Below are 20938 nucleotides of genomic sequence, written 5' to 3'. Positions count from 1 at the left end.
GACCCTGTGAGGCAGCTGGGTCGCCCGGACGTCCGCTACTCACACCAAGAGGATTGCCTGTGGCCACGGAGCGCAAGCGCCCGGTGATCAGCGATGGCCTGCCGAGCCAGCTTCCCGACATCGACCCCGAGGAAACCAACGAGTGGGTCGAGTCGCTCAACGGAGTCATCGACGAACGAGGCGCCAAGAGAGCCCGTTATGTGATGTTGCGCCTTCTGGAGAAGGCCCGGGAGCGACAGGTCGGCGTTCCGCCACTGACGTCCACGGACTACATCAACACCATCCCGCCGGAGAGCGAGCCCTGGTTCCCCGGTGACGAGTTCGTCGAGCGGCGGATCCGCGCCTACATCCGGTGGAACGCGGCGATGCTGGTGCACCGCGCGCAGCGGCCGGAGATCGGCGTCGGTGGCCACATCTCGACGTACGCGTCGAGCGCCAGCCTCTACGAGGTGGGCATGAACCACTTCTTCCGGGGCAAGGACCACCCGGGCGGTGGCGACCACATCTTCTTCCAGGGTCACGCCTCCCCCGGCATGTACGCGCGGGCCTTCCTCGAGGGCCGGCTCACCACCCACCAGCTCGACGGTTTCCGGCAGGAGCTGTCGCACCCCGGTGGCGGCCTCCCGTCGTACCCGCACCCGCGTCTCATGCCGAACTTCTGGGAGTTCCCGACGGTCAGCATGGGCCTCGGCCCGCTGAACGCGATCTACCAGGCGCGGTACAACCGGTACCTGCACAACCGCGGCATCAAGGACACCAGCCAGCAGCACGTCTGGGCGTTCCTCGGCGACGGCGAGATGGACGAGGTCGAGTCGCTCGGCGCGATCGGCCTGGCCGCCCGCGAGGAGCTGGACAACCTCACCTTCGTGGTCAACTGCAACCTGCAGCGCCTCGACGGCCCGGTCCGCGGCAACGGCAAGGTCATCCAGGAGCTGGAAGCCTTCTTCCGCGGCGCCGGGTGGAACGTGATCAAGGTCGTCTGGGGCCGCGAGTGGGACCAGCTGCTCGCCGCGGACACCGACGGCGCCCTGGTCAACCTGATGAACGTGACGCCCGACGGTGACTACCAGACCTACAAGGGCGAGTCCGGGGCATACGTGCGGGAGCACTTCTTCGGCCGGGACCCGCGGACCCGCAAGCTCGTCGAGGGCTTCACCGACGACGAGATCTGGAACCTCAAGCGCGGCGGCCACGACTACCGCAAGCTGTACGCGGCGTACAAGGCGGCCACCGAGCACACCGGTCAGCCGACCGTCATCCTCGCCAAGACGGTCAAGGGCTGGACGCTGGGCTCGCACTTCGAGGCCCGCAACGCCACGCACCAGATGAAGAAGCTGACCCTGGACGACCTCAAGGGCTTCCGGGACCGGCTCTACCTGGACATCAGCGACAAGCAGCTCGAGGAGAACCCGTACCTCCCGCCGTACTACCACCCCGGCGAGAAGTCCGACGAGTACGAGTACCTGCAGCAGCGGCGCCGTGAGCTGGGCGGTTACGTGCCGTCCCGGCGGACCACGGCGAAGTCGCTGGCGATCCCGGACTCGAAGGCGTTCAGCGGCCTCAAGGGCGGCAGCGGCAAGCAGAAGATCGCCACCACGATGGCGTTCGTCCGGCTGCTCAAGGACCTGATGCGGGACAAGGAGTTCGGGGCCCGGTGGGTGCCGATCATCCCGGACGAGGCCCGGACCTTCGGCATGGACTCGCTCTTCCCGACCAAGAAGATCTACTCGCCGCACGGCCAGACCTACACCTCGGTGGACCGGGAGCTGTTCCTGTCCTACAAGGAGGCGACCGACGGTCAGATCCTGCACGAGGGCATCAACGAGGCGGGCTCCACGGCGAGCTTCATCGCGGCCGGCACGTCGTACGCGACGCACGACGAGCCGATGATCCCGCTGTACATCTTCTACTCGATGTTCGGCTTCCAGCGCACCGCCGACGAGCTGTGGGCGGCCGCCGACCAGATGACCCGCGGCTTCCTGCTCGGCGCGACCGCCGGGCGGACCACGCTCAACGGTGAGGGCCTGCAGCACGAGGACGGGCACTCGCTGCTGATCGCGGCGACGAACCCGGCCGTGGTGGCGTACGACCCGGCCTTCGGGTTCGAGATCGCGCACATCATGGAGAACGGCCTGCACCGGATGTACGGGGAGAAGCAGGAGAACGTCTTCTACTACCTCACCATCTACAACGAGCCGGCGATCCAGCCCGCCGAGCCCGCCGGCCTGGACACCGAGGGCCTGCTCAAGGGCATCTACCGGTTCAGCGAGAGCCCGCAGAAGGACGGGCCGAAGGCGCAGCTGCTCGCCTCCGGCACCGGCATGCGGTGGGCGCTCAAGGCGCAGGAGCTGCTGGCCGCGGACTGGGGCGTGAGCGCCGACGTCTGGTCGGTCACCTCCTGGACCGAGCTGCGCCGCGACGCCATCGAGGCGGAGGAGCACAACCTGCTCCACCCGAGCGACGCGCCGCGCAAGCCGTACATCCAGCAGAAGCTGGAGGCCACCGAGGGCCCGTCGGTCGCGGTCAGCGACTGGATGCGGGCGGTGCCGGACCTGATCAGCCGATGGGTCCCGAACGGGTACACCTCGCTCGGCACCGACGGCTTCGGCATGAGCGACACCCGGCACGCGCTGCGCCGCCACTTCCACGTGGACGGCGAGTCGGTCACCGTGGCGACGCTGCGGGAGCTGGCGCTGCGCGGCCTGGTCCCGGCGCACGTGCCGGCCGAGGCGGCCAAGAAGTACGCGATCGACGACGTCAACGCCGCGCCGGTGGGCGAGACCGGCGGCGACTCGTAAGAGAACGCCGGGAAAGGGGGGCCTCGGCCCCCCTTTTCTCATGCCGGGACGTAGTTGATGACCTCGACGCCGGTCTCGGACCTCCAGCTGCCGGCGTGGCCCAGGGCGATCTTCGTGCCCGGCTCCCAGAGCCTGCGACCCTCCCCGGCCACCACCGGGAAGATCATCACTCGGTACTCGTCGATCAGGTTGTGCCTGGTCAGGTAGTTGACGAGGTTTCCACTGCCGTTGATCAGCAGGTTGGCCGGCTCGGTCTTGAGCTTCGCCACCGCATCGGCCACCTCGCCCTCGATGAAGGTGGCGTTCCACTCCGGCTCGGTGAGCGTCGTGGTGGCCACGTGCTTGGGCATCCCGTTCATCTTGGCGCCGAAGTCACCGGTCTCGGCCGCCATCTGCGGCCAGGCCGCCTTGAACCCCTCGTAGGTCTTGCGCCCGAGCAGCAGCGCGTCGGCCTCCTGAAGGTTGGCCGCCTGCCAGGCGCTGAGCTCGGCGTTGAAGTACGGCCCGCTCCAGACCGGCTCCTCGAAGACCCCGTCGAGGGTCACGTACTCCACTGCGACGATCTTGCCCATCGTCCTCACCTCGTTCTGGTCGACGTTGCCGTGAAATCACAGCCGGTACCGTCGCAACGAGCAAGTGTGAGCGCGGTGGCGTCACGGACAGTGGAAATCCGCCTCCGGCGAGACCTGCCGGGGACGATGATCCTGGGGTGGGATTCCGCATCAGCCACAAACTGCTCCTGCTGGGCCTCGGCAGTGTCCTGGTCACGGCCATCGTGCTGGTCGTGGTCGGCGCCTGGCAGAGCGGCCGGTTCGCCGACAGCACCGCGAAGGAGGTGCTCCGGCAGAACCAGGCGGCCCTGGCGCAGAGCACGGCGGACGTCAGCGCCCTGGTCCGGACCGTCGGTGATCAACTCCAGCAGGGCCTCGACCGCAGCATGAACAGCGCCTCGGTGTACCTGGCCCAGAACGGCGGCATGCGGTACGCCGGCCGGCAGGCCACCTGGACGGCCACCAACCAGGTCACCCAGGAGACGACGACGGTCACCCTGCCCCGGGTCGAGGTCGGCGGCCGATGGCTCGGGCAGAACACCGACCTGAAGCGGGCCACCCCGTTCGTCGACGACACGGCGGCTCTGTCCGGCGCCACCGTCACGGTCTTCCAGCGCATGAACGCGGCCGGTGACCTGCTGCGGGTCGGCACGACGGTGAAGTCCGCGAAGGGCACCCGCGCCATCGGGACCTACATCCCGGCCACCGCGGACGGCAAACCGAACGCGGTGGCCGCCGCGATCCGGGACGGCAAGGCGTATCGCGGCGTCGCGCTGGTCGTCGGCACGCCGTTCATCTCGGTCTACGACCCGATCAAGAACGCCGCCGGGGACGTGATCGGCGCTCTCTACGTCGGTGTGCCGCAGGCCGAGGCGCTGGTCAACCTGACCGAGACGATCAGCCGGTTGAAGATCCAGACGAACGGCTGGGTCTCCGTCTTCAGCACGGCGGCCGCCGACAAGGGCCGGATCGTGGCCTCCAACATCGACGGCGCGGCCGAGCAGACCGCGTTCGACGCCACGGACGCCGACGGAGTCCGGTACGTCGAGGAGATCGTCGCCAAGGCGCCGGAACTCGCCGACGGAGCCACCTGGCAGACCGAGTACCGGCTGCCCGGGGCAGCCGGCGCGCCCGCCGGGGACACCACCACCACGGTCGCCTACTACGCGCCGTACCAGTGGGCGGTGACCGTGGGCGGTTACGACGCCGACGCCGCCGCCGCGGTCACCGCCGTCCGCGAGGGCCGCGACACCATGCTGACCTCGTTCCTCATCGCCGCGGTGCTGCTGGCACTGGCCGGGGCGGGGGTGGCGTACCAGCAGGCCTCCCGGATCTCGGGCCGGATGGCCGCGCTGACCGGGGCGCTGACCCGGCTGGCCGGCCGCGATCTCACCGTCCGGGTCGACGACCGGGGCCGCGACGAGATCGGGGCGGCCGGAGCCGCGCTCAACACCGCCGCCGAGGAGCTGCGGACCGTGATGCGGGAGGTGACCGGCGCCTCCGAGGAGGTGACGCAGACCGCCCGGCAGGTCGCGGCCACCAGCGGCGAGATGTCCACGGCCGCCGACACCGCGGCGGACCGGGCCGGCACGGTGAGCGTCTCGGCGGAGAGCGTCTCGCACGTGGTGCAGACGGTGGCCGCCGGCGCCGAGCAGATGGGCACGTCGATCTCGCGGATCTCGCACAACGCCCAGGAGGCGGCGCGGGCCGGGCGGGACGGGGTCGACCTGACCGCGGCCGCCGCCGACGTCATCACCGAACTGCGGGCCTCCACCGCGAAGATCACCGACGTGGTGCGGCTGATCGCCACCATCGCCGAGCAGACCAACCTGCTCGCCCTGAACGCCACCATCGAGGCGGCCCGCGCGGGTGAGACCGGGAAGGGCTTCGCGGTGGTCGCCGGCGAGGTCAAGGAGCTGGCCCAGGAGACCGCCCGGGCGACCGAGGACGTCACCACGCGGGTCGCCGCGATCAACGCCGACACGGCCCGCGCGGTCTCCGCCATCGACGCCATCTCGGCCCGGATCGCCCAGGTCAACGACTATCAGACGGCCATCGCGACTGCGGTCGAGGAACAGGCCGCCACCACCGCGGAGATGGCCCGCAACATCGCCGAGGCGGCCGGTGGCAGCCGGGACATCGCCGACGGCATCGGTACGGTGGACGGGGCGATGCGCAGCACCCGCGAGTCGGTGGCGGTGTCCCACCGGGCCGCGGACGAGCTGACCGCCACCGCCCAGCGGTTGACCGGGCTGGTCGGGCGCTTCACCGTTTGAGACGGTTGGTCGGTACGCTGGGGCGGTGACTGTTCGCGTACGTTTCGCACCCTCCCCGACCGGCATGTTCCACGTCGGCGGCGCCCGCTCGGCCCTGCAGAACTGGATCTACGCCCAGCAGCACGGCGGTGTCTTCGTGCTCCGGATCGAGGACACCGACGCGGCCCGTAACCGGCCCGAATGGACCGAGGGCATCATCTCGGCGCTCGATTGGATCGGCATCGAGCGCGGGACGTACGAGGGGCCCTACTTCCAGTCGTCCTACGCCGCCGACCACACCGCCGCGGCGACCCGCCTCTACGGCGAGGGCAAGGCCTACTACTGCGATTGCACCCGCGACGACGTGGTGGCCCGGTCCGGCAACAAGCACACCGGTTACGACGGCTTCTGCCGGGAGCGGGCGCTCGGGCCGGGCGAGGGCCGCGCGCTGCGGTTCCGCACGCCCGACGAGGGCGAGACCGTGGTGGAGGACCTGGTCCGCGGCAAGCCCACCTTCGAGAACAAGCTGCTCGAGGACTTCGTCATCGCCCGCAGCGACGGTTCGGCGGTGTTCCTGCTGGCCAACGTGGTCGACGACATGAGCATGGGGATCACCCACGTGTTCCGCGCCGAGGAGCACCTGCCCAACACGCCGAAGCAGCAGCTGCTGTGGGAGGCGCTGGGCCACACCCCGCCGGTGTGGGGCCACGTGCCGGTGATCGTCAACGAGAAGCGGCAGAAGCTGTCGAAGCGCCGTGACAAGGTCGCCCTGGAGTCGTACCGGGACGAGGGCTACCTGGCCGCCGCCATGCGCAATTACCTGATGCTGCTGGGCTGGTCCCCGACCGGCGACCGGGAGATCGTCCCGTGGTCGGTGGTCGAGGAGGAGTACCGGATCGAGGATGTGAACCACGCCCCCGCCTTCTTCGACGTGAAGAAACTGCGGGCGTTCAACGGCGAGTACATCCGGGCCCTCACGCCGAGCGAGTTCACTCAGGTCTGCGCGCCGTGGCTGTCCGGCACCGACACCATCCCGGCCCCGCCGTGGGATCCCGCGAAATTCGACAGCGAGATCTTCACCACCATCGCCCCGCTGGCCCAGACCCGGATCTCGGTCCTCTCCGAGATCGTGGAGAACGTCGACTTCCTGTTCCTCGACGAGCCGGTACAGGACGAAGCCTCCTGGGCGAAAGCCATGAAGGAGGGCGCGGCGGACATTCTGGACGGCGCGGCGGCCGCCTTCGGCGACCTCACCGACTGGTCCGCGGACGCTTTGAAGGCGGCGCTCGAGCAGGTCGGCGAGGCGCGAGGTCTCAAATTGGGCAAGACTCAGGCGCCGGTACGCGTCGCGGTGACCGGCCGGACCGTCGGGCTGCCGCTCTTCGAATCGATCGAGTTGCTCGGCCGGGAGCGCACGCTCGCCCGCATTTCCGCTGCTCGCGCCCGCCTTTGACGGTTCTACCGCATGCGGCGCCCGGCCCGCTAGAGCCGGTCGCCGCATGCGGTGACGCTCTCCGTCAACAGGGTGACCACCACACCCACCGATTGCCGGGACTCGGTACTATTCGGCCGCTGATCAACGGCCGTTCCGTCTCCGCGGCCATCCCCCACATGGCTCCAATTCACCCTGCCTCCGGATGCGAGCAGGGCGGTGTCCGGGAAGGCTGGAGGCCTGGGGCCGTGCCCCGGTTCCATCGCCGGGCACGAGCAGCGGGTTGATGTCCATCCACGGGCGGGGAGGTCGGATGGTGCGGGGGATGATCACCAGATTGGTCACGGCGGGCACGGCGTTCGCCGCGGCGCTGGCGCTGGCGGCGGGCACGGCTCCGGCCGCGGCCCAGGCGGCGCCGAAAGCGCCGCAGCCGACGGCGGTGCAGGTGACCGGAAACGGTCTCGAGGAGGCGGTCCGGGTCGACCAGGCGGACCGGCCGAAGCTGTTCCAGATGCTGATGAGCGAGGTCAACTGGCTGGGGTCGGCAACGTCGTCGACATCGGCTCCGAAGACCGCGACCCTCGGCGCGAAATACACGGTCACCGTGCTCGTCAAGGACGCGCCGAACCAGATCTACCACCTGTACCCGCTGGCCGCCGGCGGGCCGCGGGCACACCGTCCGGCGAAGCAGCCGAGCGGCAAGATGACCGAGGGCTGGTTCTACGGCCGGCTCTCCATGCCGGAGGCGCTGCGGCTCGCCGGCGCTCCGCTGGAGGCCAAGCCGGACGTGGTCGGCGGCGGCATCGGCGGCGGTGTCGGCACCGACCTGACCGAGGAGGAGGCGAGCGCCTTCGACGAGGTCACCGCGGCCGTCACCGAGTTCCGCCGGCTGTTCCTGCTCAACGGGGCGGTCCTGCTGATCATCCTGACCGGTCTGGCCGGCATGGCGTTCCTCATCCGCCGGCGCGTCTGACGCGCTCCGGCTGACCGACGTCGCTGCGGGGCGTCGCCGAGTTCTCGACCAGGCGGACCAGATCCTCCAGGTCGGCATCGAACTCGGCGGCGCCCTCCAGCATCTCCGGGGTCGATCCGGGCAGGCCGCCGGTGACCTCGCCGGTGGTGTACCCGAGCAGGAACGCGCAGATCAACCGGGCTGTCCGGGGCACTTCGGCGGCCGGCACCCCGGCGTCGGCGAGGATCCCCTGCAGCGCGCCGGCCAGCCAGGAGGCCGAGGGCCCGGCCGCCGACCGGTTCAGCAGCAGCGGGAAGGCGCTGGGATGGTTGCGGGCCAGGGACCGGACGGCGCGGCCCACCGCGCACAGCCGGTGCCGCCAGTCGATGTCCGCGGGATCGGCGCCCACTGCGCTGCCCAGTTCCAGGTGCAGCAGATCGACCAGGCCGTCGAGCAGGGCGTCCTTACCCCCGACGTACGGGTACAGCGCCATCGAGGTGAGCCCGACGCGCTCGGCGACGGCCCGCATCGACATCGCCGCCAGCCCGCGCTCGTCCACCAGCGCGAGCGCCTGATCGAGGATCTGCCGTCTCTTGTCGTCCACCACGTCAACCTGACCAGGCCCGCCGCCCGGCCGGGGCGAAACGCGCCAGGACGGCGGCCCGCACTCACCCGATCGAGGCGCTCACCGGCCCGGTGGAGGGCTCAGCACCAGCGGCCCGGCGGGCGGCCGCGGCCGGCGGCCCGGCGGCGCGGGCGGACCGCGCCGTGCAGATGGGCGCCGGCCCAGCCGCGCAGATCGGTCCGGCAGCCGACCCGGCCGGGGCCGCCGTCCGCGATCGGCTCCTCGTCGGCCGGCAGCGCCGCCGGCACCTCGTCGAGGGCGGGATCCCTGTCGGTGTACGCGAACGCGTCGTCCCGTTCCATCGTCTCGCCTCCTCGATCAGTGCCATCGGCGCCGGTGTCGCCGGCACCGCTTCCTCATCGGCATCGCACCGCCCGGGGTTAACGGGTCCGGCGGGCCGACACGCCGTTCGACACGATGCCAGGTCACCCACCGGAATCGTGGGGAAGGCGCACCGCTACACCGGTCAAATGTCATAAAAACTCCTAAAACGTACGCCGTCATGTGCTCGCCGCGAGGTCATCCGGATGCCGGACCCCGGTCGTGCCGTGTCACGCTGTGCCGGTGGCAGACACCGACACTGCAGGCGCCGCGACCCCCCGCCCGGAGACCCCGGCGGCCCGCCCGGACGCCCCGGCGAAACCGCTGCTCCCGGCCACCCTGCGCCGGATCGAACGGCATGCCGGCGCGCTGGCCAGCTCGGCCGTGGCACGCATGGATGAGACGCTGCCCTGGTTCCGCGCGCTCCCGGCCGACCAGCGCGCCTGGGTGATGCTCGTCGCACAGGCGGGCGTCCGGTCGCTCGTCGAGTGGCTGCGCTCCGGCGGCACGGTCGCGGCCAGCACCGAGATCTCCGACGAGGTGTTCGCCGCCGCGCCGCGCGCGCTGGCCCGGGTCATCACGCTCACCCACACCGTCCAGCTGATCAAGGTGACGATCGACGTCGCCGAGGCCGAGGTGCCCGGATTCGCCGAGCCGGGCGAGCACGAGGCGCTGATCCAGGCGATCCTGCGGTTCTCTCGGGAGATCGCCTTCTCCGCCGCCCGGGTCTACGCGCGGGCCGCCGAGTCCCGCGGCGCCTGGGACGCCCGGCTGCAGGCGCTGCTCGTCGACGCCCTGCTGCGCGGCGACTCCTCCGACGTGCTGGCCAGCCGGGCCGCCGCCCTCGGCTGGGCGGACGCCCCGCCGGTCGCGGTGGTGGTGGGCCGCTCCCCGGGCGGCGACATCACCGCGGTGCTGCACGCGGTCTACCGGGCCGCCCGCCGCGCGCGCCTGGAGGTGATCGCCGGCGTGCACGGCGACCGGCTCGTGGTCGTGGTCGGCGGCGCCACCGACCCGGTCGCCGCCGCGGCCACGCTGCGGACCGGGTTCGGCGAGGGGCCGGTCGTGGTCGGCCCGGCGGTCCCCTCCCTCGACCAGGCGACCGAGTCGGCCCGGGCGGCGCTCGCCGGGTTCCGCGCGGCGGCCGCCTGGCCCGGCGCGCCGTCCCCGGTGGCCGCCGACGACCTGCTGCCCGAGCGGGTGCTCTCCGGCGACATGGACGCCCGGCGCAAGCTCCGGCACGACGTCTTCGGCGCGCTGGCGCTGGCCGGCAGCGGGCTGCTGGAGACCTTGGACGCCTTCTTCGCCTCCGGCGGGGTGCTGGAGAGCGCGGCCCGCGAGTTGTACGTCCACCCGAACACGGTCCGGTACCGGCTGCGCCGGGTCGCCGAGGTCACCGCCCTGTCCCCGCTGGACGGGCGGGACTCGCTCGCCCTGCGGATGGCGCTCACGATCGGGCGTCTCGACCCCGCGACGTGAGCCGGATCTCTCACCATCAGACACGATGGCGGTAGCCACAAAAGGGGTGGAAGTTACCCAGAAGCACAGGGGTTTTGTAGGAAACCTACAACCCTGATCGTAGGGTTTCGTCGCGCCCGGCTACCCCGCAAAGCCTCCGGATCCGGAAGAGTCGAGGACGTGTTCGCCGTACTCTCGCCCGGCCAGGGTTCCCAGAAGCCCGGCTTCCTGACCCCCTGGCTCGACCTCCCCGGCGCCGAGGCCCGCCTGACCGACTGGTCCGCGCTCGCCGGCGTCGATCTCCTCCACCTCGGCACCAAAGCCGACGCCGAGGAGATCAAGGACACCGCCCGGACCCAGCCGCTGCTGGTCGCCGCCGCCCTGCTGGCCGGTGAGCACCTGCCGCTGGGCGGCGCGGTGATCGCCGGGCACAGTGTCGGCGAGCTCGGCGCGGCCGCCCTCGCCGGGGTGCTGAGCGCCGAGACCTCGATCACCCTCGCCGGGGTCCGCGGCCGGGAGATGGCCGCCGCCTGCGCCCTCGAGCCGACCGGCATGAGCGCCGTGCTCGGCGGCGACCCGGACGAGGTGGTCGCCGCCATCGAGAAGCACGGGCTGTTCCCGGCCAACCGCAACGGCGCCGGCCAGATCGTCGCCGCCGGGGCGCTGCCCGCGCTCGCCGAGTTCGCGGCCGCGCCGCCGGCCCGGGCCCGGGTCATCGCCCTCAAGGTGGCCGGGGCGTTCCACACGCCGTTCATGGCGCCCGCCGAGACCGCGCTGGCCGCCGTCGCGAGCGGGATCACCGCCGCCGACCCGGCCCGCACCCTGCTGTCCAACCTGGACGGGACCGCCGTCGGCGACGGCGCGGAGATGCTCCGGCGCCTGGTCCGCCAGGTCACCGCCCCGGTCCGGTGGGACCTGTGCATGCGTGCTCTCAAGGACCTCGGTGTCACCGGCATCATCGAGCTGCCGCCCGCCGGCACCCTCGCCGGGCTGGTCAAACGCGAGCTCAAGGGCGAGGGCGCCCCCGAGATCGTCACCCTGAACACCCCGGACGACCTGCCGGCTGCCCTCGACCTGATCGCCCGCACCGAAGGAGAGACACGATGACCGCGGGTTCCCGCATCGTCGCGATGGGCCACTACCAGCCCTCGCGTGTGGTCACCAACGACGACCTGGCCGCCACCCTGGAGACCAACGACGCGTGGATCCGGGACCGAGTCGGCATCGCCGAACGGCGGATCGCCGACTCCGAGTCGGTCGCCGACATGGCCACCTTCGCGGCGGAGAAGGCGCTCGCCGCGTCCGGGCTCACCGCGGCCGACATCGACATGGTCGTCGTCGCCACCTGCTCGGCCATCGACCGCTGCCCGAACGTCGCCACCCGGGTCGCGGCCCGGCTCGGCATCGCCTCGCCGGCCGCGTTCGACCTGAACACCGCCTGCTCCGGTTTCTCCTACGCGCTCGGCACCGCCGACCACGCCGTCCGGGCCGGCGCCAGCCGCCACGCCCTGGTGATCGGCGCGGAGAAGCTCTCCGACGTGGTCGACTGGTCCGACCGCACCACCGCGGTGCTCTTCGCCGACGGCGCCGGCGCGGCAGTGGTCAGCGCCGTCCCGGACGGCGAGGAGGACGGGATCGGCCCGGTGCTCTGGGGTTCCGCCCCGGACAAGGGCGACGCCCTGACGATCGCGGGCTGGCAGCCGTACATCAAGCAGACCGGTCAGGTGGTGTTCCGCTGGGCGACCACCGAACTGGCGCCGTTCGCCATCGAGGTCTGCAAGCGTGCCGGGGTGGACCCGTCCGAACTCGCCGCCTTCGTGCCGCACCAGGCCAACACCCGGATCATCGACGGCATCGTCAAGCGGCTCGGCCTGAGCCCCGACGCGATCGTCGCCAAGGACCTCGTCGAGTCGGGCAACACGTCCGCCGCGAGCGTTCCCCTGGCCCTGTCCAAGCTGATCGAGCGCCGCGAGGTGCCCTCCGGGGCGCCGGTGCTGCTCTTCGGCTTCGGCGGCGGCCTCACCTACGCCGGCCAGGTCATCCGCTGCCCCTGAGCAGCGTGCCCTGACCGTCGAATTCCGCACCACCATCGAGAGGAAAGATTCCCACAATGGCAACTCGCGCAGAGATCACCTCCGGCCTCGCTGAGATCCTCGAGGAGGTCGCCGGGGTGAACCCGGACGACGTCGCCGAGGAGAAGTCCTTCACCGACGACCTGGACGTCGACTCGCTGTCCATGGTCGAGGTCGTGGTGGCGGCCGAGGAGAAGTTCGGCGTCAAGATCCCGGACAACGAGGTGCAGAACCTGAAGACCGTCGGCGACGCCGTCACCTACATCGAGGCGAACCACTGACATGAGCAGCGTAGACGTCGTCGTCACCGGGCTCGGCGCGACGACCCCGCTCGGCGGGGACGTCGCGTCCACCTGGGACGCAATGCTCGCCGGCCGCTCCGGGGTGGGTCCGCTCACCCAGGAGTGGGCCGGTCCCCTCCCGGTGCGGATCGCTGCCCAGCTCGCCGTCGAGCCCTCCGAGATCATCGAGCGGGTCAAGCTGCGCCGGCTGGACCGGGCCGAGGCGATGGCCGTCATCTCGGCCCGCGAGGCCTGGGCCGACTCCGGCCTGGCCGACGCCGGGGTGGACCAGGACCGGCTCGCCGTCAGCTTCGGCACCGGCATCGGCGGTGTGATCACCACGCTGGAGCAGAACGAGATCCTGCAGAGCTCCGGACCCCGCCGGGTCAGCCCGCACACCGTGCCGATGCTCATGCCGAACGGCCCCGCCGCCCACATCGGCCTGGAACTCGGCGCCCGCGCCGGCGTCCGGGCGATGGCCAGCGCCTGCGCCACCGGCGCCGAGGCGGTCGCTCTCGGCCTCGACCTGATCCGCGCCGGCCGCGCGGACGTCGTCGTGGCCGGCAGCACCGAGGCCGTGGTGCACCCGCTGCCGATCGCCGGGTTCGCCTCGATGCGGGCCATGTCGACCCGCAACGACGAGCCGGAACGGGCCTCCCGCCCGTGGGACGCCAACCGGGACGGCTTCGTCCTCGGCGAGGGCGCCGGAACCATCATCCTGGAACGCGCCGACCACGCCGCCGCTCGCGGCGCCCGGGTCTACGCGCGTCTGGCCGGGGCCGGCATCACCTCGGACGGGTACGACATCGTCCAGCCCGACCCGGAGTGCGCCGGCGGCATCCGCGCCATGCGGACGGCGATCCGCGACGCCGGTCTGACCGGCGCCGACATCCACCACGTCAACGCCCACGCCACCTCGACCCCGGCCGGCGACATGGGCGAGATCAAGGGCATCCGGGCCGCCATCGGTGGGCACCCGATCGTCACGTCGACCAAGTCGATGTCCGGGCACCTGCTCGGCGCGGCGGGCGCGCTCGAGTCGATCGCCACCATCCTGGCCATCCGGGACGGCATCATCCCTCCGACCATCAACCTCGACGACCCCGACGAGCGGCTCGACCTCGACGTCGCGGCGCACAAGGCCCGCACCGCCGACATCCAGGCGGCGCTGAACAACTCGTTCGGCTTCGGCGGGCACAACGTGGCGCTGATCTTCACCCGGGCGTGAGCCCGAACCCCTCCGGGCACGTACCGTCCCCGGTCGACCACCGCGACCCGGAGCTCCGGCTCCGGGCGCTGTTCGACCGGGGCACGCTCCGGCTGCTGGCCGATCCCGATGGATCCGGCGTGCTCTCCGGGCGCGGCCGGGTCGACGGGATCCCGGCCATCGCCTTCGCCACCGACGCCACCCGCAAAGGCGGCGCCCTGGGCGTGGCGGGATGCCGGCGCATCGTCGAGGCGATCGGAACCGCGGTACGCGAACGCGTCCCGGTCGCCGGCCTCTGGCACTCCGGCGGCGCCCGGCTCGCCGAAGGCGTGGTCGCGCTGGACGGCGTCGGCCGGGTCTTCGCGGCGGTGGTCCAGGCCTCCGGCCGGATCCCGCAGATCTCGGCGGTGCTCGGCCCGGCCGCCGGAGGAGCGGCCTACGCGCCCGCCCTCACCGACATCGTGATCCGCAGCCGCGCAGGCCGGCTCTTCGTCACCGGCGACGCGACACCGGTCCCGCCGCCGCCCGGCACCGCCCTTCCCGGCCACACCGGCCTCACGACGGCCTTCGGCGGGCCCTTCCCCGGCGCCCCGGCACACAGCCATTCCCGCCCGGCAACCGGCGCCCGTTCCACCGGCGTTCCCACCGGCGTTCCCACAGGTCCTTCCACCAGCGCTTCCACCAGCCTCCCCACAGGTCCTTCCACCGGCGCTTCCACCAGCCTCCCCACAGGTCCTTCCGCCGGCTTCTCCGCCGGTCCGGAAGCGGGCGCGCACGGCTCCGAGGTCGTCCACCTCACCGCAGCCGACGACGAGGCGGCGCTGGCGCAGACCCGCGCGCTGATCGTGCTGCTCGGCCGTCAGGGCCGGGTCTCCCCCGATGACGTCAAACCCGGCGCGAGCACCGGCATCTCCCTGGACGCGCTGATCCCGGCCGGCTCCATCCACCCGTACGACGTGCGGCCCGTGATCCGCGGCCTTCTCGACGAGCACGGCACCGAGTTGCACGCCGGCTGGGCGCCGAACGTCGTCACCACCCTGGGCCGTTTCGCCGGCCGTACCATCGGCGTGATCGCCAACAACCCGCTCCACCTGGGCGGCTGCCTGGATGCTCCGGCCGCCGAGAAGGCCGCCCGTTTCGTCCGCATGTGCGATTCCCTGGGTCTGCCGTTGATCGTCCTCGTCGACGCCCCCGGCCACCTTCCCGGCCCCGGCGACGACTGGGACGGCGTGATCCGCCGCGGCGCCAAACTGCTGCACGCCTTCGCCGAGGCGGTCGTCCCCCGGGTCACCCTGGTCACCCGGCGTGCCTACGGTGGCGCGTACATCGCCATGAACTCCCGCGCTCTCGGCGCCACCGCCGTGTTCGCCTGGCCGGACGCCGACGTCGCCGCCCTCGACCCGTCCGCAGCCGTCGGCATCCTGCACCGCCGGGCCCTCGCCGCCACCCCGCCCGGGGACCGCCCGGCCCACCACGCCCGGCTGCTGCGCGACCGCCTGGCCGCCGCCGGCGACATCACTCAGGCCGTCGCGACCGGCGTCATCGATGCCGTGATCACTCCCACCGAGACCCGCCGGCGGATCGCCGAGACCTTCGCCGCGGCGCCCGCCGGCCGCGGCCGGCCCGGCCCCACGCCCCTTTGACCGAAGTCACCGGCTTCGCCCGGCAGAGGCCCGGTAGAGGCCCGAGAGACGGTGGATCTTGCCCGGCTGGTCATCAGGGCTGTCTCCGGCCGCCCGAGACAGCCATCCGTGTCCTTGCGACGCCCGTGCCCTGCGTGAAAGCCGAACGCCGGGCGCGATTGACATAACGTCTTCAATCAAGGCATGAGCCGCGGTGATGGCCGACTTTCGAGTCAGCCCTGAGAGCCAGCCGAGGTCTTCTGGAAGGCCGGGGCGGCTGGACTGACCCGGTCCGGCTTCAGCTCCGCGGGCGATGGGGCGGGCGGTCAGGGGGTCCGGGGTCAGTCCGGGCGGGTCCGGCCGGCCCTGGCCGACACGTCGGGGCCGGGTCCGGCCGTCCCTGGCGGATACGTCCGGGGGTGGGTCCGGCCGTCCCCGGCCGACACGTCCGGGGGTGGGTCCGGCCGTCCCCGGCGGATACGTCCGGGACCGGTGGGCGGCGGGGCGGGCCGTTCGGTGACCACGGATCCGGCCCGGTGGCCGCGTTTCGGTCCGGACCCGCGCGAACCTCGCGCGGACCCGGCGGAACGGGATGGTCGCGTTCGGGACGGTCACGGGCGTACCAGAAACGGGTCTTATTTCACGCAAGCACTGCGGGGCAGGTTGCCGACCGCGATGGGTGACCGGCCGGGAGCCTTCGCCTTCCCGGCGATGACCGCGGCGAGGGCGGTGAGCGACAGCTGGCTCGACGAATACGTGGCGACCAGGGTCGGGGTCTGGGCCACGGCCAGCAGGCGCGGAGCGTCCATCATGACGGTCACGGCGGCGGTGTCGTCGAGGTCGACGCGCGCGTCGCCGTACCCGACGAGGCGGATCACCGAGCCACCGGAGGCCTGGACCGGGACGCCGGCGTTCTGCAGGGCCTTGACCAGGGCGACCCGGGCGACCTCGCGGCTGGCCGGCGCGGTGACCGAGACGGGACCGGTGACCAGCGGGCCGGCGCACTTGCCGCGCAGGACGGTGACGGCGGCGGCGTCGAGGGCGCTGACGGCCCGCTGGTGGGCATCGGAGCCGATGGTGGTGAGGTCGGGCTGCGGGGTCCGGGCGGTCGTGAACTTGAGGGTGAGGATGCGGGTGACGGCCTCGGTGAGGCGTTCCCGTTTGAGGCTGCCGTTCTTGAGGCCGGCGAGGATGCCGTCCCGGGCGGCGCCGATGTCCGGCGGCATGAGGAGCATGTCGTTGCCCGCGTTGAGGGCGCGGACGGCGGCCTCCCCGGCGGGCCACTTCTTGGCGGGGGCCATGTTCATCGCGTCGGTGACGGCGACGCCGGTGAACTTGAGCTGGCCGCGCAGCACCTCGGTCATGATCTTGTGGGAGAAGGTGGCCGGCACGCCCTTGTCGACGGCCTGCAGGTCGAGGTGGCCGGACATCACCACGCCGGCGCCGGCGCTCACCCCGGCGGCGAACGGCGGGACGTCCTGCGCCTGCCACGCCTGCCGGGTCTGGCTGATCAGCGGCAGCTCGTCGTGGCTGTCGGCGGTGGTGTGGCCGTGGCCGGGGAAGTGTTTGAGGGCGGCGGCGACCCCGGCCGACTGCAGGCCCCGGACGGCGGCGGCGACCTGGGCGGCGTTGGCTTTCGGGTCGCTGCCGAAGGAGCGGGAGCCGATCACGCCGGCACCGCTGGGGCTGAGCGTGTCGGCGACCGGGGCGAAGTCGACGGTGACGCCCATCGCGGCGATCTCCTCGCCGGCCGCTCGCCAGGCCGCCTCGGTCAGCGCGGGCTGCCCGGCGGCGCCGAACGCCATCGCGGACGGCAGCATGGTGACGCCGTCGGTGACCCGGGTGACGGTGCCGTACTCCTGGTCCATGCCGATCATCAGCGGGGCCGCGGCGGGCAGCCGTCCGGCCGCCTGCTGCAGGCCCTCGGTGAGTGCGCGGACCTGCTTCGGGTTCTCCACGTTCGTGGTGGGGTTGGTCTTGCCGGTCGGGTCGCCGGGGGTGAAACCGACCAGGATCAGACCGCCGAGACGGTACTTCTCGATCATCTGGGCGGGGGTGTCGACGCCGGCGAGGCCCTGGTTGCCCCGCGCGTTGGCGGCGTCCACCTTCGTCGCGTCGCTGCCGTAGGCGTACGGCATCAGGACCTGCCCGGCCAGGTCCTCGTCGCTGAGGCGGGCCACCGCCTCGGCCGCCCGGGCCGCCGGATCGGCGCTGGTCGCGGACGGGACGGCGCTCGGCGAGACGGGTGCGGCCTCCGGCCGGGAGGCGGCCGGGGCCGGTGTGGTGCCGGTCGGTGCGGGTTCGTCCCCGCACGCCCCCAGGAGCAGGAGCAGGGGTACGACCAGCGCGCGCGACAGGTTTCTCACGATCGCCATCGAACCAGTTCACGGCAAAGGTCGCTACTCGACCCCCCAACGTGTCTTGGGCATGATTCAGGGGGATTTGCCCTATGCCAGTGGGCGAGTGTCAGCCGACCCGGGTCAGCAGCGTCACCGGGGCGCCGTCGCCGGCGTACCGGTACGGCTCCAGCTCCGCGTCCCAGGCGGTGCCGAGCGCCTTCTCGAGGGCATGCGACAGCGCCTCGGGTGCACGGACCGAGGACATGATGGCGCGCAGCCGGTCCTCACCGATCTGGATGTCACCCGACGCGCCCATGACCCCGTGGAACAGCCCGCGACCGGGGACGTGCATGAACCGCTCCCCGTCGACGCCGGGGCTCGGCTCCTCGGTCACTTCGAAACGGATCATGGGCCACTGCCGGAGGGCAGCAGCCAGCTCGGCGCCAGTACCGGCCCGGCCGGTCCAGCTGCACTCGGCTCGGCGCATGCTGGGATCGACCGGTTGCACGGTCCATTCCAGTTTGACCGGCGCGGTCAGGACGCGCGCGATCGCCCACTCGACATGCTGGCACACGGCGAGTGGGGTCGAGTGGACGTATACGACGCCACACGTTGGCACGGTGACCTCCCGGAGACCGAGGTGCGTCTTCCCCTACGACCTCGACCGCGGTTGATCGTGTCCCATGATGCCGGGTGGTACGGACGGTGCGCCAGGGAATCCGCAACATCGACTATGGGAGCTGCCGTAGTGGCATACCCTGCCCAACGCTGTTACCTGCTCCGACGGTATGGTCCGGCTGCCGTCGTGTAGAGTTGCCACGGCCTTTTTTCTGCCTTTTCAGCTTTCCTTCAAGGAGTACCGCCGTGGCGAGCAACACTTCAAAGACCGCCCGCGCATCAGTCCGCGCCGGCCAGGGCAGCGGTGGCGCCCTCAGCGTGCTCGGTGAGTACAAGTACCTCATCCCGCTCGCCGACGGCCGCTTCGCGTACGTGCGTAACCTGACCAACGGTAAGACCACCCACCTCAAGACCGACTCCGACGCTTTCGTCGAGGAGATCCGGGCTCTGAGCGCCGCCGGTCACGGTGTCAAGATCCGCACCGAGATCACCGGTCTGCACAACAGCAACCCGGAGCACGGCTGGGCGGACGTCGAGAAGCGTCTCGTCGACGCCGGCGTCTTCGAGGGCTGAGCTCTCCCGTAACGCGAGAAGCGCCTCCCGGTTTCGACCGGGAGGCGCTTTTTCGCATGATCAGCGGATCACGGCTCCGGCCCCGCGGGGCCTAATCCAGGAACTCGACCCAGCCGCTGTCCAGGTCGTAGACGGCGCCGGCCACCTTCACCTTGCCGGCCGCGATGCCCTCGACCAGACCGGGGACCTCCCGCAGCCGGTCCACGGTGCGGCTGACGTGCTCGCGCACCGCCTTCTCGTCGGTGTCCTCGTGGTCCAGGCCGACCGCCTGCACGGCCGGGGCCAGCTCGTCGACCAGGTACCCCACGTAATCCACGTCACCGCCCGGCTGGGCGCCGGCCCGCAGCGCCTCCACCGTCGCGTGCACCGCGCCGCAGCGCTTGTGGCCGACCACGAGCACCAGCGAGACGCCGAGCTCGGCCACCGCGAAGTTGATCGAGCCGATCAGCGACCGGTCCAGGACGTGCGCGCCGGACCGGGCCACACAGATCGAGCCGAAGGTCTGGTCGAAGATCGCCTCCAGCGGCACCCGGGAGTCGATGCAGCCGAACACCAGCGAGTGGGGCTTCTGCCCGTTCGCGGTGGCGGCGGCGCGTGCGACGTCGTGGCCGTAGCGGGGGCGGCCGTAGACGAAACGTTTGTTACCCGCGATGAGTTCACTCAAAGCGGCGGCGGGCGTGCTGACCTGTGCGTCGCTAAGGGCCGTCATGAAGAGGATTTTCGCTGTCCGTGGCGCGGGGAGAAGTGTTTGCGAGCTAACTCACTGTGGATCCGACATCCGGGCGACCGGGCCGGAGGACCCTCCGAAACATGCTGGTAATACTGCTGATCGCGAGTAATGCTTATTACCCGCGGGTACTGCGGGGAACCGTGACCCCCACGGAGGTACCCATGATCACGCTGTCGGACGGTGTCCGGTTGCACGTCTCGGTCTCCGGCCCGGACGACGCGCCGCTGACCGTCGTGCTGTCGCACGGGTGGTGCCAGGACCGGCGGACCTGGCGGAATCAGATCGAGGCCCTGAGCGGGATGGGCCGCCGGGCGCCGCGCGTGATCGCGTACGACACCCGGGGTCACGGCCGTTCCGGGACCACCCACCTGCGGTCGGCGACCCTGGCCCAGCTCGGCGACGACATGGCCGAGGTGGTCCGGCGGTTCGCCCCGGCCGGCCCGGTCGTGCTGGCCGGCCACTCGATGGGCGGCATGACGATCATGGAGTACGCGCACCGCCACCCCGAGGAGTTCGCCGAGCGGGTCTCCGGCCTGCTGCTCGTCTCGACCACCGCCGAGGGCCACACCCACACCCGGTACGGGCTGCCCGACCAGATCGCCGGCCTCCTGCGGGCCGGCGAGACCCTGGGCGCCGGCCTGCTCGCCCGGTCCGGCCCGTGGCGCCCGCATCGGGTGATGCTGCCGGCCCTGCGCCCGGCGCTGCGCTGGCTGCTGTTCGGCGACGAGTGCGGCGAGGAGGCGATGCGGCTGACCATGCGTGCCCTGGGCCGGGCCCCGCTGCGCTCGATCGGCGGCTTCCGGGAGTCGATCGGCACCCAGGCCCGCCTGGAGACGCTGGCCGAGCTGGCCGGTCTGCCGGCCGCCGTGCTGGTCGGCGACCGGGACCGACTGACCCCGCCGGCCTGTGCCGAGTCGATCGCCCGCGCGCTGCCGGACGCCGACCTGACCGTGGTCCCGGGCGCCGGGCACATGCTGCCGCTGGAGCGCCCGGCGGAGGTGTCGGCCGCGCTGACCGGCCTGATCCGCCGGGTGCTGCGGGAGCAGAGCCGGGAGGCACGGGAGCAGAAACGAGAGTCGCGCGAGCAGAGCCGGGACCTTCGGG

Annotated in this window: 18 protein-coding genes; 12 read left to right on the top strand and 6 right to left on the bottom strand. The window is 71.9% G+C overall.

Annotated features, from left to right (window positions below; translation table 11 throughout):
* Positions 1-59 precede the first annotated feature (59 nt).
* Positions 60-2798, top strand: a complete 2739-nt coding sequence (gene aceE / locus Aut01nite_RS20870) for a pyruvate dehydrogenase (acetyl-transferring), homodimeric type (protein ID WP_043525383.1) — start codon at positions 60-62, stop codon at positions 2796-2798.
* A gap of 38 nt (positions 2799-2836) precedes the next feature.
* Here the strand turns inward: aceE and Aut01nite_RS20865 are convergent, their stop codons facing one another.
* Positions 2837-3370 (bottom strand): dihydrofolate reductase family protein, encoded by a 534-nt coding sequence (locus Aut01nite_RS20865; RefSeq protein WP_043525382.1) that lies wholly within the window; start codon positions 3368-3370, stop codon positions 2837-2839.
* A 137-nt stretch (positions 3371-3507) separates the two neighbouring features.
* Between Aut01nite_RS20865 and Aut01nite_RS20860 the strand changes: the two genes are divergently transcribed.
* From Aut01nite_RS20860 to Aut01nite_RS20850, 3 genes are all read left to right on the top strand, one after another.
* Entirely contained in the window at positions 3508-5625 is a 2118-nt protein-coding gene (locus Aut01nite_RS20860) for a methyl-accepting chemotaxis protein (protein ID WP_204037610.1), read from the top strand.
* A 25-nt stretch (positions 5626-5650) separates the two neighbouring features.
* On the top strand, positions 5651-7057 hold the full coding sequence (gene gltX, locus Aut01nite_RS20855; protein ID WP_083999011.1) for a glutamate--tRNA ligase: 1407 nt from the start codon (positions 5651-5653) through the stop codon (positions 7055-7057).
* Between the two features lie 304 nt (positions 7058-7361).
* Positions 7362-8009, top strand: a complete 648-nt coding sequence (locus tag Aut01nite_RS20850; RefSeq protein WP_052163773.1) for a hypothetical protein — start codon at positions 7362-7364, stop codon at positions 8007-8009.
* Here the strand turns inward: Aut01nite_RS20850 and Aut01nite_RS20845 are convergent.
* A complete protein-coding gene (locus Aut01nite_RS20845; RefSeq protein WP_043525378.1) occupies positions 7990-8592 on the bottom strand; it encodes a TetR/AcrR family transcriptional regulator in 603 nt (200 codons plus the stop codon). The genes Aut01nite_RS20850 and Aut01nite_RS20845 overlap by 20 nt on opposite strands.
* A 101-nt stretch (positions 8593-8693) precedes the next feature.
* Positions 8694-8915: a hypothetical protein gene (locus Aut01nite_RS20840; RefSeq protein ID WP_043525377.1), complete on the bottom strand. Its 222-nt coding sequence runs from the start codon at positions 8913-8915 to the stop codon at positions 8694-8696.
* 343 nt (positions 8916-9258) lie between these two features.
* Between Aut01nite_RS20840 and Aut01nite_RS20835 the strand changes: the two genes are divergently transcribed.
* The 6 genes from Aut01nite_RS20835 to Aut01nite_RS20810 all read left to right on the top strand — a co-directional run bounded on the left by Aut01nite_RS20835 (position 9259) and on the right by Aut01nite_RS20810 (position 15595).
* Entirely contained in the window at positions 9259-10413 is a 1155-nt protein-coding gene (locus Aut01nite_RS20835; RefSeq protein ID WP_043525503.1) for a PucR family transcriptional regulator, read from the top strand.
* A 159-nt stretch (positions 10414-10572) separates the two neighbouring features.
* Positions 10573-11499 carry an ACP S-malonyltransferase gene (locus Aut01nite_RS20830; RefSeq protein ID WP_043525376.1) on the top strand — a complete coding sequence of 309 codons (927 nt, stop codon included), beginning with the start codon at positions 10573-10575 and terminating at the stop codon, positions 11497-11499.
* Positions 11496-12446 carry a beta-ketoacyl-ACP synthase III gene (locus Aut01nite_RS20825; RefSeq protein ID WP_043525375.1) on the top strand — a complete coding sequence of 317 codons (951 nt, stop codon included), beginning with the start codon at positions 11496-11498 and terminating at the stop codon, positions 12444-12446. Before Aut01nite_RS20830 ends, Aut01nite_RS20825 begins: the two co-directional genes overlap by 4 nt.
* 56 nt (positions 12447-12502) lie before the next feature.
* Positions 12503-12745, top strand: a complete 243-nt coding sequence (locus Aut01nite_RS20820; protein WP_043525374.1) for an acyl carrier protein — start codon at positions 12503-12505, stop codon at positions 12743-12745.
* 1 nt (position 12746) lies between these two features.
* Positions 12747-13973 (top strand): beta-ketoacyl-ACP synthase II, encoded by a 1227-nt coding sequence (gene fabF / locus Aut01nite_RS20815; RefSeq protein WP_043525373.1) that lies wholly within the window; start codon positions 12747-12749, stop codon positions 13971-13973.
* On the top strand, positions 13970-15595 hold the full coding sequence (locus Aut01nite_RS20810) for a carboxyl transferase domain-containing protein (protein WP_043525372.1): 1626 nt from the start codon (positions 13970-13972) through the stop codon (positions 15593-15595). Before fabF ends, Aut01nite_RS20810 begins: the two co-directional genes overlap by 4 nt.
* A gap of 614 nt (positions 15596-16209) precedes the next feature.
* On the opposite strand, the gene Aut01nite_RS20805 is transcribed toward Aut01nite_RS20810, so the two are convergent.
* Both Aut01nite_RS20805 and Aut01nite_RS20800 read right to left on the bottom strand, forming a co-directional pair.
* Positions 16210-17949 carry a glycoside hydrolase family 3 protein gene (locus tag Aut01nite_RS20805; protein WP_043525371.1) on the bottom strand — a complete coding sequence of 580 codons (1740 nt, stop codon included), beginning with the start codon at positions 17947-17949 and terminating at the stop codon, positions 16210-16212.
* A gap of 91 nt (positions 17950-18040) precedes the next feature.
* Complete coding sequence (locus Aut01nite_RS20800; protein ID WP_043525370.1) at positions 18041-18532, bottom strand: DUF3145 domain-containing protein; 492 nt, start codon at positions 18530-18532, stop codon at positions 18041-18043.
* 245 nt (positions 18533-18777) lie between these two features.
* Between Aut01nite_RS20800 and Aut01nite_RS20795 the strand changes: the two genes are divergently transcribed.
* Positions 18778-19104: a hypothetical protein gene (locus Aut01nite_RS20795; protein WP_043525369.1), complete on the top strand. Its 327-nt coding sequence runs from the start codon at positions 18778-18780 to the stop codon at positions 19102-19104.
* Positions 19105-19195: 91 nt separating this feature from the next.
* Here the strand turns inward: Aut01nite_RS20795 and Aut01nite_RS20790 are convergent, their stop codons facing one another.
* A complete protein-coding gene (locus Aut01nite_RS20790; RefSeq protein WP_043525368.1) occupies positions 19196-19813 on the bottom strand; it encodes a carbonic anhydrase in 618 nt (205 codons plus the stop codon).
* A gap of 182 nt (positions 19814-19995) precedes the next feature.
* Here Aut01nite_RS20790 and Aut01nite_RS20785 point away from each other — a divergent pair.
* The coding region (locus Aut01nite_RS20785) for an alpha/beta fold hydrolase (RefSeq protein WP_204037606.1) at positions 19996-20938 on the top strand (943 nt) is incomplete at its 3' end.

It is taken from the genome of Actinoplanes utahensis (assembly GCF_016862455.1).
GTDB classification, from domain to species: Bacteria; Actinomycetota; Actinomycetes; order Mycobacteriales; family Micromonosporaceae; genus Actinoplanes; species Actinoplanes utahensis.
Note: the sequence above shows the minus strand (reverse complement) of the source record. Positions and strands in the feature narration are given on the sequence as shown.